A 13,803-nucleotide genomic window follows, 5' to 3' on the forward strand; every position below is an offset into this window, starting at 1 on the left:
CGGGGTCAAGCGACGGCTACGACGTCGAGAATCCGCTGGACGACCCGGTCCTGGTCGATGCCCGCGGCTTCGGCTTCAAAGGAAAGAATGATGCGGTGGCGCAGGACGTCGAACAGCACGGCCTGAATGTCTTCGGGGCTGACGAAGTCGCGACCGGCGAGCCAGGCGTGGGCCCGGGCGCAGCGATCGAGGGCAATCGAGCCACGCGGGCTGGCGCCGTAGGCGATCCACTCGGCCATCTCCGGGTCGAACTTGGCCGGGGTGCGCGTGGCCATGACCAGTTGCACCAGGTATTCCTCCACGGCGTCGGCCATGTACAGACCGAGAATTTCCTTGCGGGCGGCGAAAATGGCCTGCTGGCTGACCCGGCGTTCCGGTTTGGTTTCGCCGTTCAGGGCTTCACCGCGGGCCTGCTGCAGGATGCGGCGTTCAACGGTCGCGTCCGGGAAACCGATTTTCACGTGCATGAGGAAGCGATCGAGCTGGGCTTCGGGCAACGGATAGGTGCCTTCCTGCTCGATCGGGTTTTGCGTGGCCATCACCAGGAACAGCGGCGACAGCTCGTAGGTGCTGCGCCCGACACTGACCTGACGCTCGCCCATGGCTTCGAGCAAGGCCGATTGCACTTTGGCCGGGGCACGGTTGATTTCGTCCGCCAACACAAGGTTGTGGAAGATCGGGCCTTGCTGGAACACGAAACTGCCGGTTTCCGGGCGATAGATTTCCGTGCCGGTGATGTCGGCAGGCAGCAGATCGGGGGTGAACTGGATGCGATGGAACTGGGCTTCGATGCCTTCGGCGAGTTCTTTGATGGCTTTGGTCTTGGCCAGGCCCGGTGCGCCCTCGACCAGCATGTGGCCATCGGCGAGCAAGGCGATGAGCAAGCGCTCGATGAGTTTTTCCTGGCCGAGAATCTGCGTTGAAAGAAAGGTTCGCAGCGCGAGCAGCGCTTCACGATGTTCCATCGATGACTGTTCCTGGAAAGGGTGACCGAAGACGTTCGAATAACGCCAGGGCTGGGGGCGTTACTTTAATGCATCGCGGGGGGCGGCGACTAACGGCATTTTGTGCAAATGTGCGCAAGGGCGGGTTATCGATGTTGTTTCGGAAGATGTGGCGATCTTACGGACGCCTTCGCGGGCAAGCCTTGCTCCTACAGTGCTGGGGTGGCCGCGATATTGCGTTCGGCGCAAAACCGCAGGAGCGAAGCTTGCTCGCGAAGGGGCCCGCTCAGACACCCTCAAAGCTCGCTAATATAAGTCCCGGTCCCCTTGAGAATGTTCTGCAACGTTTCTTCAACCTCCGCCAGATCACTCGCATCCGTGCTGTGGATGATCTCCAGCGAATCATCCCCATTCAACGCATCCGCATCCGCCGCCGCAATCTCGATCAGCAAACGGGTAGGGCTCAGCGTCACTTTCACGCCGTCCAGGGTCGAAGGCTCGCCATCAAGGGTGATCTCCAGTTCGTCCTCGTCGGGATAACGGCTCATCAGGAACATTTCACCCTGATCGCTGTGGCAGGCGAGCATGGCCATGTTGTCTTCTTCCTCGTCACACGGGTTGACGATCAACAGGGAGGTGGTCATTTGCATGGGAAAATCCTGGCTCGGCGAGCGTTGTGAACACAACAAAAGGCGATTCTGCCAGCCCTCGGGAATTTCTGCTCGGCTGACTGTCAGAGAATGTGTCGTGAACATTCGGGGCGCTGCTGGTCATTTCTGGCACAAAGGTGCCGTAAATCCGGGCATAAAACGCCCAATTTCCTACACGGCTGCTAGTGTTGTTCGATGCACAGGCCTTGAGCTGCGTGCCGATGACCGAATATGTCGCAGCGCTGCAAGCACGGGCCTTGCCGCACTCGTTAAGCTGCGCAACGGATGAGCACCTGTAAAGACATTGCGCTATCGGTTCGCCAGTCGTTTTTGCAGATGCCCATTCATGGAAGGTGAATGTGACCTGAGTGTCTCGTCCAGCTTCACCCACCTGTCACCCTGTTTCCTCTGCCCGAGAATCAGGAACCGGGTGACGGATCGCCCCGAAAGGGGTTTTGCACGCGACGCTTCCATCAATAACAAGCCCAAGCGGAGTACCACAGATGGCGTTCTTCACCGCAGCCAGCAAAGCCGACTTCCAGCACCAACTGCAAGCGGCACTGGCGCAGCACATCAGTGAACAGGCACTGCCACAAGTGGCGCTGTTCGCTGAACAATTCTTCGGCATCATTTCCCTGGACGAGCTGACCCAGCGTCGGCTGTCCGACCTCGCTGGCTGTACCCTTTCTGCGTGGCGCCTGCTTGAGCGCTTCGATCACGCGCAACCGCAGGTTCGCGTCTACAACCCTGATTACGAACGCCACGGCTGGCAGTCGACCCACACCGCCGTCGAAGTGCTGCACCACGACCTGCCATTCCTGGTGGACTCGGTGCGTACCGAGCTGAACCGTCGCGGCTACAGCATTCATACCTTGCAAACCACCGTGCTGAGCGTGCGTCGCGGCAGCAAGGGCGAGCTGCTGGAAATCCTGCCGAAAGGCACCCAGGGCGAAGGGATCCTGCAAGAATCCCTGATGTACCTGGAAATCGACCGTTGCGCCAACACGGCCGAACTGAATGTCCTGAGCAAAGAGCTGGAGCAGGTTCTCGGTGAAGTCCGCGTCGCGGTCGCCGATTTCGAACCGATGAAAGCCAAGGTCCAGGAAATCCTGACCGGCCTGGACAACAGCCAGTTCGCTGTCGACGGCGAAGAAAAAGCTGAAATCAAAAGCTTCCTGGAATGGCTGGTGGGCAACCACTTCACCTTCCTGGGCTATGAAGAATTCGTGGTGCGCGATGAAGCCGATGGCGGCCACATCGTCTACGACCAGGATTCCTTCCTCGGCCTGACCAAACTGCTGCGCACCGGCCTGACCTACGATGACCTGCGCATCGAAGACTACGCCGTGAACTACCTGCGCGAACCGACCCTGCTGTCGTTCGCCAAGGCTGCACACCCAAGCCGCGTACACCGTCCGGCTTACCCGGATTACGTGTCGATCCGCGAGATCGACGCTGACGGCAAAGTCATCAAGGAATGCCGTTTCATGGGCCTGTACACCTCGTCGGTGTATGGCGAGAGCGTGCGGGTCATCCCGTACATCCGCCGCAAGGTCGAGGAAATCGAACGCCGCTCCGGCTTCCAGGCCAAGGCTCACTTGGGCAAGGAATTGGCGCAGGTGGTTGAAGTACTGCCGCGCGACGACCTGTTCCAGACTCCGGTCGACGAACTGTTCGCCACCGTGATGTCGATCGTGCAGATCCAGGAACGCAACAAGATCCGCGTGTTCCTGCGCAAAGACCCGTACGGTCGTTTCTGCTATTGCCTGGCTTACGTGCCGCGCGACATCTATTCCACCGAAGTGCGCCAGAAGATCCAGCAAGTGCTGATGGATCGCCTGAAAGCCTCGGACTGCGAGTTCTGGACCTTCTTCTCCGAATCCGTGCTGGCTCGCGTGCAACTGATTCTGCGCGTCGATCCGAAAAACCGTCTGGACATCGACCCGCAGCAGCTGGAAAACGAAGTGATCCAGGCTTGCCGCAGCTGGCAGGACGATTACTCGGCCCTGACCGTCGAAACTTTCGGCGAAGCCCACGGCACCAATGTGCTGGCCGACTTCCCGAAAGGCTTCCCGGCCGGTTACCGCGAGCGTTTCGCCGCGCATTCGGCTGTGGTCGACATGCAGCACCTGCTCAGCCTGAAAGAAGCCAATCCACTGGTGATGAGCTTCTATCAGCCACTGGGTCAGGTTTCCGGTAAGCGCGAGCTGCACTGCAAGCTGTATCACGCCGATACCCCGCTGGCACTGTCCGACGTGTTGCCGATCCTGGAAAACCTCGGCCTGCGCGTGCTGGGTGAATTCCCGTATCGCCTGCGTCACAACAATGGCCGCGAGTTCTGGATTCACGATTTCGCGTTCACCGCGGCCGAAGGCCTGGAACTCGACATCCAGCAACTCAACGACACCTTGCAGGACGCCTTCGTCCACATCGTGCGTGGCGATGCCGAGAACGATGCGTTCAACCGTCTGGTGCTGACCGCCGGCCTGCCGTGGCGCGACGTGGCGTTGCTGCGTGCCTACGCCCGTTACATGAAACAGATCCGTCTGGGCTTTGACCTGGGCTACATCGCCAGCACCCTGAACAACCACACCGACATCGCTCGCGAGTTGACCCGGTTGTTCAAGACCCGTTTCTACCTGGCGCGCAAGCTGACCGGCGACGATCTGGAAGACAAGCAGCAACGCCTGGAACACGCGATCGTCACCGCACTGGACGACGTCCAGGTGTTGAACGAAGACCGTATCCTGCGCCGCTACCTGGACCTGATCAAGGCGACCCTGCGGACCAACTTCTACCAGACCGATGCCAACGGTCAGAACAAGTCCTACTTCAGCTTCAAGTTCAACCCGCACCAGATTCCAGAGCTGCCGAAGCCGGTACCGAAGTTCGAAATCTTCGTTTACTCGCCTCGCGTCGAAGGCGTGCACCTGCGCTTCGGCAACGTCGCTCGCGGTGGTCTGCGCTGGTCTGACCGTGAAGAAGACTTCCGTACCGAAGTCCTGGGCCTGGTAAAAGCCCAGCAAGTGAAGAACTCGGTCATCGTGCCGGTGGGCGCGAAGGGCGGCTTCCTGCCGCGTCGCCTGCCACTGGGCGGCAGCCGTGACGAGATCGCGGCCGAGGGCATTGCCTGCTACCGCATCTTCATTTCGGGCCTGTTGGACATTACCGACAACCTGAAGGACGGTGCGCTGGTGCCGCCGGTGAACGTCGTGCGTCATGACGACGATGACCCGTACCTGGTGGTGGCGGCGGACAAGGGCACTGCAACCTTCTCCGACATCGCCAACGGCATCGCCATCGACTACGGCTTCTGGCTGGGTGACGCGTTCGCGTCCGGCGGTTCTGCCGGTTACGACCACAAGAAAATGGGCATTACCGCCAAAGGCGCGTGGGTTGGCGTACAGCGTCACTTCCGCGAGCGCGGCATCAATGTTCAGGAAGACAGCATCACTGTAGTGGGCGTCGGCGACATGGCCGGTGACGTGTTCGGTAACGGCTTGTTGATGTCCGACAAACTGCAACTGGTCGCTGCGTTCAACCACTTGCACATCTTCATCGATCCAAACCCTGAGCCTGCAAACAGCTTCGCCGAGCGTCAGCGCCTGTTCGATCTGCCGCGTTCGGCGTGGTCGGATTACGACACCAGCATCATGTCCGAAGGCGGCGGGATCTTCTCCCGTAGCGCGAAAAGCATCGCGATTTCCCCGCAGATGAAAGAGCGCTTCGACATTCAAGCGGACAAGCTGACCCCGACCGAACTGCTGAATGCCTTGCTCAAGGCGCCGGTAGACCTGTTGTGGAACGGCGGTATCGGCACCTACGTCAAGGCGAGCAGCGAAAGCCACGCCGATGTTGGCGACAAGGCCAACGATGCACTGCGTGTAAACGGCAACGAACTGCGCTGCAAAGTCGTGGGCGAGGGCGGTAACCTCGGTATGACCCAACTGGGTCGTGTCGAATTCGGCCTCAACGGCGGCGGTTCCAACACCGACTTCATCGACAACGCCGGTGGCGTGGACTGCTCCGACCACGAAGTGAACATCAAGATCCTGCTGAACGAAGTGGTTCAGGCCGGTGACATGACCGACAAGCAACGTAACCAGTTGCTGGCGAGCATGACCGACGAAGTCGGCAACCTGGTGCTGGGCAACAACTACAAGCAGACTCAGGCCCTGTCCCTGGCGGCACGCCGTGCTTTCGTGCGGATTGCCGAATACAAGCGTCTGATGAACGATCTGGAAGGCCGCGGCAAGCTGGATCGCGCCATCGAGTTCCTGCCGTCGGAAGAAGCCATCAACGAGCGTCTCGCGGAAGGCCATGGCCTGACCCGTGCGGAGCTGTCGGTGCTGATCTCCTACAGCAAGATCGACCTCAAGGAAGCGCTGCTCAACTCCCAGGTGCCGGACGACGACTACCTGACGCGCGACATGGAAACCGCTTTCCCGCCGAGCCTGGTGAGCAAGTTCTCCGAAGCCATGCGCCGTCACCGTCTGAAGCGCGAGATCGTCAGCACCCAGATCGCCAACGATCTGGTCAACCACATGGGCATCACTTTCGTTCAACGACTCAAAGAGTCCACCGGCATGAGCCCGGCGAACGTGGCCGGTGCTTACGTGATCGTGCGTGACATCTTCCATCTCCCGCACTGGTTCCGTCAGATCGAAGCCCTGGACTACCAGGTTTCGGCCGACGTACAACTGGAGCTGATGGACGAGCTGATGCGTCTGGGCCGTCGCGCTACGCGCTGGTTCCTGCGTGCCCGTCGCAACGAGCAGAACGCTGCCCGTGACGTCGCGCACTTCGGTCCGCATCTGAAGGAGTTGGGTCTCAAGCTCGACGATCTGCTCAGTGGCGAGATCCGCGAAACCTGGCAGGCGCGTTATCAGGCGTACGTCGAAGCCGGCGTGCCAGAGTTGCTGGCGCGCATGGTGGCTGGCACCACGCACCTGTACACCCTGCTGCCGATCATCGAGGCTTCCGACGTGACCGGCCAGAACCCTGCGGACGTCGCGAAGGCTTACTTCGCCGTCGGCAGCGCGCTGGACATCACCTGGTACCTGCAACAGATCAGCGCTCTGCCGGTTGAAAACAACTGGCAAGCCCTGGCCCGTGAAGCGTTCCGCGATGACGTCGACTGGCAGCAACGTGCGATCACCATCTCCGTCCTGCAACAGGGCGACGGTTCTCAGGACGTGGAAACACGCCTGGCACTGTGGATGGAAGAGCACAAAGGCATGATCGAACGCTGGCGCGCCATGCTGGTGGAAATCCGTGCCGCGAGCGGCACGGACTACGCCATGTACGCGGTGGCCAACCGTGAACTGCTGGATCTGGCGTTGAGCGGGCAGGCGGTAGTGCCTGCGCCTGCCACCACCAGTGTCGAGCTGGAACCAGCGGCCTGATCAGTCGCTGAATGAAAAAGCCCCGCATTGAGAGATGCAGGGCTTTTTTTTGCCTGGAGTTTCTGTGGTGTCTGGTAGGGCCTCTTCGCGGGCAAGCCTCGCTCCTACAGGTTTGTGTCGTACACATACCCCAAAACGACATAAAACCTGTAGGAGCGAGGCTTGCCCGCGAAGAGGCCGTTGATATCAATACAACTTCCGAATGGATGTGTTATCAACCATCGACACTTTATCTGTCGGCCCAGTCAATAAATTACTGAGTGATTGGTCAAACTTCTGCAATGCCCGAACTTGCACATTCTGTTGTTCGTTAATATCCGCCACGATCTCTTCGCTGCGTTTGTAATCCGCCCACAGCGGACTCAGTGCTTTGGCGTCATGCCCTTGTGCAGTACCGATGTAATTGAAGTTGGCGTCATAAAAAACCGCACTCACATCCGCCTCGACGTCCGAACTGCGCGAGGTGATCAATTGGCTGCGGGTGTCGACAATCGCCACCATGTCCGGTTTCGCGGTCCTGAGGCTTTGCATGTCCGGGTACACCGTTACCGAACCGAACTGACGTTGCAAGGATGCCTTGACCCAATCCACCGCCATGTCGGGCCTGGAGGTGGCAACGTAGGCATCATGAATCGGTTGCACCAGCAGGCTCTGGCCGAAACCGGTGCCGGCATTGGCCTGGTAATCCTGAAGGTAGGCGCGGTTGGTCTGGGTGTTGCGACTGTAAACGATGCCCAGCGATACATGACGGCCGCTGGCGACATGGGTAGCGCTGCTGCGGCCGACCGGCTCGCTGAAAATGCCGTCCAGTGAAGAAGTAGCCGTCGGAGCGGTGGGAATTGAACATCCGGTTAAAACAGCGGCTATCGTCAGGGTACTGACAAGTGCAAGTTTCATGGTGTTTCTCCAGTGAAACAACGAGTGTTAGTTGCCGAGCGAGCCGGCGGTGTTTTCAGACTAAACCTGTCGGCACTGAATGAAATAGCCAATAACCGCACTTATCAGGTGGCCAATAGTTTTTGTTTGGTTTAAATCGTTGCGTTTAATTGCGCAGGGAAATAAAAAAGCCCGAACTTGAGAGTCGGGCCTGTTTATTTATGGCTGTACGCTCAGCCATCAGTTTTCCAATGGGATCAACACTTTTTCGTCGGGGGACAACACCATGAATACCAGGAGTTTGGCCGGCTTGGTCGCACTGGCATTTTTCGAGACCAGATGCTCCGACCCGGCCGGTTCATACCAATACTCGCCGGCCTTGTAGGTTTTCGGTTGCTCGCCTTTCACTTGAGAAACGATCGATCCCGAAAGCACGTACGCCATGGCCGTGCCTTCGTGTTTGTGGGCGATGGAGGACTGGCCGGGCTTGTAATCGACTTCGATCATCAGCGCCTTTTTACCCGGGACGTTCTTGAGTACTTCGTCCTGCAGGATCGTGACTTTTTCCGAGGGGTCGTGGGCAAATGCCGAGGCAGATACGGTCAGGGCGAAGACGGCAAGCGGGGCAGCAAGTAAACGCAAAGCTCTCATGATTCATCACCTGCGGTGGTTAGTTGTCAGGAACAACGTTAGTCCGCCAGTGACGGCAATCAAACAGCCAATTTACGAGAAGGCCAGGGGACCAATCGGGGGCTTTGATACGTGAAGATCCCGGCTTGCGGCCGCTCCTGCAGGGGTACCCATTGCCCTGCAGGAGTGACCGTAAGCCGGGACCAAACTTTCTAGACGATAGGAAAGGTGTTGAAGTCGACGGCGTTGGCCAGTCGACTGTCGATAAGGCCGATGAAGCCTTGAACTTCAGGGCAGTTGAAATGCATCTGCATGGCTGCTTCCGATTGCCAGCGGGCGCTGACGTTCCAGCGGTTGCTGTCCTCGGGGCAGCGGTCGACCATATAGGATTCGCAGCCCGGTTGTTCACGCAGGGTTTCGACAATCTTTTGCAGTTGCCTGCCCAGTTCGTCCGAGCGGCCGGCGGCGGCCTGCACCTTTACGGTATTGATCACTTCGTTGGACATTGCTCACACTCCTGAATCAGGCCGGACGAATCCTGCTCATTGAGGGATAACGCTTATGCAGGATAGGCCCGCACCTTGGGACCGCCAATAGCCAATCGCCGGATAAAAACCCAGACCAATCTGTCAGGCGACCTGCTGCAAAATGTCCCGCAGACGGTCCAGGGCGGTGTCGATGTCGAGGGTTTCAATGGCGCCAAAGCCCATGAGAAGCCCGGCCTGTGGCGCTTGTTGATAGTAGAAGTCTTCGATGGAATACAGTCCCACTTCGACCTTTTTCGCCAGTTCGATCACCAGCGGCATATCGATAGGCACTTTGCACATAAGCACCATGTGAAACCCGGCGGTGCTTTGGATGGCTTCGAACCAAGGGGACAGGTCACCCGCAACACGCGTCAGGATTCGCTCACGACGCCCGGCGTAGATCATATGGCAACGGCGAACGTGTTTGAGCAGGCAGCCTTCGGCGATGAACTTGGCCAGCGCCCACTGGGGCAGGGTGGAGGTATGCCGATCGGTGAGTTGCTTGGCCTGGATCACCGCTTCGAGAATCGCTGGCGGCAAAATCGCGTAACCGAGGCGCAACTCTGGCAGCAGGGTTTTCGAAAAGGTCCCGACGTAGGCCACGATCCCGCGCTCATCCATGCTTTGCAGGGAGTCGGTGGGCCGGCCTTCATAGCGGAATTCGCTGTCGTAATCGTCCTCGATGATGATCGCGCCCAGCTCATACGCGCGTTCCAGCAATGCCACTCGCCGCGCCTGGCTCATCGGCATGCCCAGCGGAAACTGATGCGACGGCGTGACATAAATCAGCTGCGTACCGAGGGGGATTTTGTCGACCTGAATGCCTTCGGCGTCGACCGGCACGCCGATCACCGTGGCGCCGTGGCTGCCGAACAGCAGGCGCGCGGGCGGGTAGCCGGGGTCTTCCATGGCGACGATGCTGCCGGGGCGGGTCATCACGCGGGAGATCAGGTCCAGCGCCTGTTGCGCGCCGTTGCACACCACCACGTCTTCGTCCTGACAGTTCACGCCACGGGAAAATGCGATATGCCGGGCGATCGCGTTGCGCAGTGCCGGAAGACCTTCGGGCAGGCTGTAGAAACCCTTCGAACCGGTCATCTGACGCAAGGCGTGAGAGGTGCAGCGCCGCCAATCGTCCTGCGGGAACTGAGCCTTGCTGGTGGCGCCACCGATGAAGTCATAGCGCAGCGAACCTTCCAGCGTCGGATGACGCAAAAACACCGGCAGGTTGCGCCACGACTCGATGACCTCGGCGCTCGCCAACTGCGAATGGCTTTGCTTGGGCAGCGCTTTTGCGGTCCGGGCATTGACGTAGGTGCCTTTGCCGATCACGCCGGTGAGGAAGTTTTCATAGGTCAGTTGCGCGTAGGTGTCGGAAATGGTCTTGCGCGAGATGCCCAGCTGTTCGGCCAGCAATCGACTGGGCGGCAGTTGCGTCCCGGCTGCCAGACGGCCGGATTCGATGGCGCTGCGCAGTTGGTTGTACAACTGGCCCGCCAGGTCCTTGCGGCCGTTGATGACAACATGAAGTTCCATACCGACGGGGCTCCTTGTGGCGGTTGGGGCGCGTGTGCGTGGCGCCAGATTACCCGCAAGCACCGCTGCGCAGAAGTTGCGCGGATGAAAAACCGCGGATTGGCCTGTTGTGCGGTGGTCCACCGGAATTTCGCTGAATTGGATCTGTAACGCTTGCGCATCAGCGCCTAACGTTAAAAGCATCTATCAATCCACGAGGCACGCCATGACTTCCCGTCTGGATTACTACAGCGCGTCGCCCAAAGCGATGAAAGCGATGATTGCCATGGAGGCGCTGACCAGTAACCTGAGTATCGAGCCGGCGCTGCTGCACCTGATCAAGATCCGCGCCTCGCAGCTCAATGGCTGCGCCTTTTGCACCGACATGCATTCGGTGGATGCGCGGCGCCTCGGCGAGACCGACCGTCGCCTGTATTCAATCGTGGTCTGGCGCGACAGTGGCTTCTTCAACCCACGGGAACGCGCGGCGCTGGCCTGGACCGAGGCGGTCACCTTGCTCTCGCAAAGCCATGTGCCCGATGACGTCTATGCCCAGGCCCGGGAGCAGTTCAGTGAAAGCGAGATGGTCGACCTGACCATCGCCGTCACCACCATCAACAGCTGGAATCGCCTGGCCGTGAGTTTTCGACAAACGCCCAGTGCTTGAGGCTAGTGCCGATCATTCAATGGATAAATTTCACTGTAGGAGCCAGCGGTGCGGCGATCCGACTTGCCGGCGAAGGCGTCCTTCAGCGCGCCCTCGCCGGCAAGCCTGGCTCCTACGAAAGCGAATCACAACCCGGCTGTCACAGCAGGTTCATGAACGTTGCGCAGGATGAGGTTTTCAAAGGACATATCGACAGGGAGTCATCGATGTCATTCATGGAAACCACAGGGCGCCAAAGCCCCGACGAGTACCGTTTGCCGGTAGCAACCTCACCGTCCTGGCGTGCGCAGGCCACGGCGATTGATCCGCAACTGGCTCTGGGGTTCACGGTCAGTGCCCGCTGTGGTTGTTTCATGCAGGCGGCGCGCAGCCTCAACATCAAGGCAACCTTGCTGCGCAAACAACTGGCGCAGCTCGAAGCGCAATTGCAGTGTTCGCTGTTTAGTCATTGCGACAGTGGCATGGCCCTTAGCCGTGAAGGCTTGCAGCTTCAGGCGCAGTTGATTGCGTTGGCTCATGAGCGCGATTTGCCGGTGATCGAGCAACCGTTGGTGCGCCTGGCTGTTGCCGAATCGATCCTGCACGACATTCTCGGTCGCGACCTGGTGGCCTTGTTGCGCCGCAACGCCAGCGTACGCCTGGACATCATCACTCTCGACAGCGAACTGGCGCTGCAAGCCGTCAGCGCCGATGTGGTGGTGTGGCTGGCCGGTACCGAATCGCCGCTGCCGGGCCCGAGTTTTGCGGTCAGCGAGCCCCGGCGCCTGGCGCGGCTTGACTACCAGCCGCACATCGCCAAGCGCTATTCACGGACGGCGTCGCGCCCGGACAGCCTCGAGGACCTCGCCGATTTCCTGTTGGTGCAATGGCAGTCTCACCGTCAGGTCGAGAATTTCGTGCCGTGGAATGCGCTGGTAGACCAGCGCCTGGCCGGTGTCGTGCAGCTGCATTCCTATGAACTGCTGCTGGAGATGATTCGTTGCAGCGCCTGCATCGGTTTGCTGCCAGGCTACATCAGCCGCTTTGACCGCGGTCTCATCGCGTTGCCGGGGCTGTTTGGCCAGCCGATGCAGCGTGAGGTGTGGATGGCGGTTAATGCGCAGTCCGAGGGCGAAGCGCAGGTGCAGATGATCGTCGAGCTTATCCAGAACACGTTCAATGAGCGCCGGGAGTGGTTCGAGAGCTGAGCACCGCCCAAAAATGTGGGAGCGAGACCGGCTTGCCAGCGATGGCGGTGTGTCAGCCAACTTTAATGCGACTGACACACCGCCATCGCCGGCAAGCCGGTCTCGCTCCCACATTGGTATTCGCCATGTTGGAAGATTGCGTTGTAGAGTGAGCGGCCATGTTTGTCTCAAGGATGAATCACCCATGCCCGCCACTGACACTGCCATCACCCTCGCACGCTTCAACGAATCCCATCTCGAAGGCATCACCGCGCTCTACAACGAGCCGGCCGTTACCCGGCAGGTCCTGCAAATGCCGTTTCAATCCATAGAAGTCTGGCGCAAACGCCTGGCGACGGATAACGAACGCGACATAAAACTGGTGGCGCTGCATCAGAAGCAGGTCATCGGCAGCATCGGCCTGGAGCAGTTCACGCGGATCCGTCGCAGTCACGCCGGCAGCTTCGGCATGGGCGTCTTGCCCGCGTGGCAGGGCAAGGGGGTTGGCTCGAAGCTGCTGGCGACCGTGCTGGACATCGCCGACAACTGGATGAACCTGCAACGGGTCGAGCTTTCGGTGTACGCCGACAACGAAGCGGCCATCGGCTTGTACCGCAAGTTCGGCTTTGAAACCGAAGGCCTGTTTCGTGACTACGCCGTGCGTGACGGAAGGCTGGTGGATACCTTGAGCATGGCGCGTCTGCGGCGCACGCCCAAGGCCGGTTGATCACTGCGCCAGTGCGAACGCCACCGCCGCCTGCGCATGCAGTTCGGTGGTGTCGAGCAGGGGCAGGGCGCTGTGCTCGGGTTTGAGCAGCAGGCTGATTTCCGTGCAGCCAAGGATGATGGCCTGAGCGCCGCGTTGGCTCAGGGATTCAATGACCTGCTGATAAATCCGGCGTGAATCCTCGCTGATCACCCCGACGCACAGTTCGTCGTAAATGATCCGGTGCACGGCCTGACGCTCCTCGGCCTCCGGCACCAGAACGGTCAGCCCCATCGACATCAGGCGTTCCTTGAGGAAGTCCTGTTCCATGGTGAACGCTGTACCCAGCAATCCGACCTTCAGCGCACCCGCCTCGACAGCCGCCTGACCCGCCGGGTCGGCGATGTGCAGGAACGGAATACTGATCGCCGCCTGAATCTGCCCGGCGACCTTGTGCATGGTGTTGGTGCACAGCACCACGCAATCGGCACCACCCGCTTCAAGCCGCCGCGCCGCGTCCACCAGGATCAATGCCGCATCGTCCCAGCGCCCGGCATGCTGAGCCTGTTCGACAGGCCCGAAGTCGACGCTGTACATGAGCAATTTCGCTGAACGCAACGGCCCGAGCCGGTCGCGTACCTGTTGGTTGATGAGGCGGTAGTACTCGGCGCTGGACTCCCAGCTCATCCCGCCGATAAGGCCGATGGTGCGCATGGC

Annotated in this window: 11 protein-coding genes; 4 read left to right on the forward strand and 7 right to left on the reverse strand. The window is 59.8% G+C overall.

Annotation, left to right across the window (positions count from 1 at the left end; all coding sequences use genetic code 11):
- Positions 1 to 5: 5 nt before the first annotated feature.
- Both KJF94_RS10360 and KJF94_RS10365 read right to left on the reverse strand, forming a co-directional pair.
- On the reverse strand, positions 6 to 965 hold the full coding sequence (locus tag KJF94_RS10360; protein WP_008030123.1) for an AAA family ATPase: 960 nt from the start codon (positions 963 to 965) through the stop codon (positions 6 to 8).
- A 275-nt stretch (positions 966 to 1,240) separates the two neighbouring features.
- A complete protein-coding gene (locus KJF94_RS10365) occupies positions 1,241 to 1,594 on the reverse strand; it encodes a hypothetical protein (protein WP_214383106.1) in 354 nt (117 codons plus the stop codon).
- Positions 1,595 to 2,097: 503 nt separating this feature from the next.
- Here KJF94_RS10365 and KJF94_RS10370 point away from each other — a divergent pair.
- Complete coding sequence (locus KJF94_RS10370) at positions 2,098 to 6,999, forward strand: NAD-glutamate dehydrogenase (RefSeq protein ID WP_214383108.1); 4,902 nt, start codon at positions 2,098 to 2,100, stop codon at positions 6,997 to 6,999.
- A 186-nt stretch (positions 7,000 to 7,185) separates the two neighbouring features.
- On the opposite strand, the gene KJF94_RS10375 is transcribed toward KJF94_RS10370, so the two are convergent.
- The 4 genes from KJF94_RS10375 to pdxR form a co-directional block, all read right to left on the reverse strand.
- On the reverse strand, positions 7,186 to 7,896 hold the full coding sequence (locus KJF94_RS10375) for an ATPase (protein WP_214383110.1): 711 nt from the start codon (positions 7,894 to 7,896) through the stop codon (positions 7,186 to 7,188).
- Positions 7,897 to 8,115: 219 nt separating this feature from the next.
- On the reverse strand, positions 8,116 to 8,526 hold the full coding sequence (locus KJF94_RS10380; RefSeq protein WP_214383112.1) for a cupin domain-containing protein: 411 nt from the start codon (positions 8,524 to 8,526) through the stop codon (positions 8,116 to 8,118).
- A 191-nt stretch (positions 8,527 to 8,717) separates the two neighbouring features.
- Positions 8,718 to 9,011, reverse strand: coding sequence for a putative quinol monooxygenase (locus KJF94_RS10385; RefSeq protein ID WP_214383114.1), 294 nt, complete (start codon positions 9,009 to 9,011; stop codon positions 8,718 to 8,720).
- A gap of 123 nt (positions 9,012 to 9,134) precedes the next feature.
- Positions 9,135 to 10,568 (reverse strand): MocR-like pyridoxine biosynthesis transcription factor PdxR, encoded by a 1,434-nt coding sequence (pdxR, locus tag KJF94_RS10390; RefSeq protein ID WP_214383116.1) that lies wholly within the window; start codon positions 10,566 to 10,568, stop codon positions 9,135 to 9,137.
- A 205-nt stretch (positions 10,569 to 10,773) separates the two neighbouring features.
- Here pdxR and KJF94_RS10395 point away from each other — a divergent pair, with 205 nt between their 5' ends.
- From KJF94_RS10395 to KJF94_RS10405, 3 genes are all read left to right on the forward strand, one after another.
- Positions 10,774 to 11,214, forward strand: coding sequence for a carboxymuconolactone decarboxylase family protein (locus KJF94_RS10395; protein ID WP_192416476.1), 441 nt, complete (start codon positions 10,774 to 10,776; stop codon positions 11,212 to 11,214).
- Positions 11,215 to 11,420: 206 nt separating this feature from the next.
- Positions 11,421 to 12,401 (forward strand): LysR family transcriptional regulator, encoded by a 981-nt coding sequence (locus KJF94_RS10400; RefSeq protein WP_214383118.1) that lies wholly within the window; start codon positions 11,421 to 11,423, stop codon positions 12,399 to 12,401.
- A 184-nt stretch (positions 12,402 to 12,585) separates the two neighbouring features.
- Complete coding sequence (locus tag KJF94_RS10405; RefSeq protein WP_214383120.1) at positions 12,586 to 13,107, forward strand: GNAT family N-acetyltransferase; 522 nt, start codon at positions 12,586 to 12,588, stop codon at positions 13,105 to 13,107.
- On the opposite strand, the gene KJF94_RS10410 is transcribed toward KJF94_RS10405, so the two are convergent.
- The gene (locus KJF94_RS10410; protein WP_214383122.1) at positions 13,108 to 13,800 is read right to left on the reverse strand and encodes an aspartate/glutamate racemase family protein; all 693 of its coding nucleotides are present in this window, start codon (positions 13,798 to 13,800) and stop codon (positions 13,108 to 13,110) included.
- Positions 13,801 to 13,803 lie beyond the last annotated feature (3 nt).

The organism is Pseudomonas hormoni (assembly GCF_018502625.1).
GTDB lineage: Bacteria > Pseudomonadota > Gammaproteobacteria > Pseudomonadales > Pseudomonadaceae > Aquipseudomonas > Aquipseudomonas hormoni.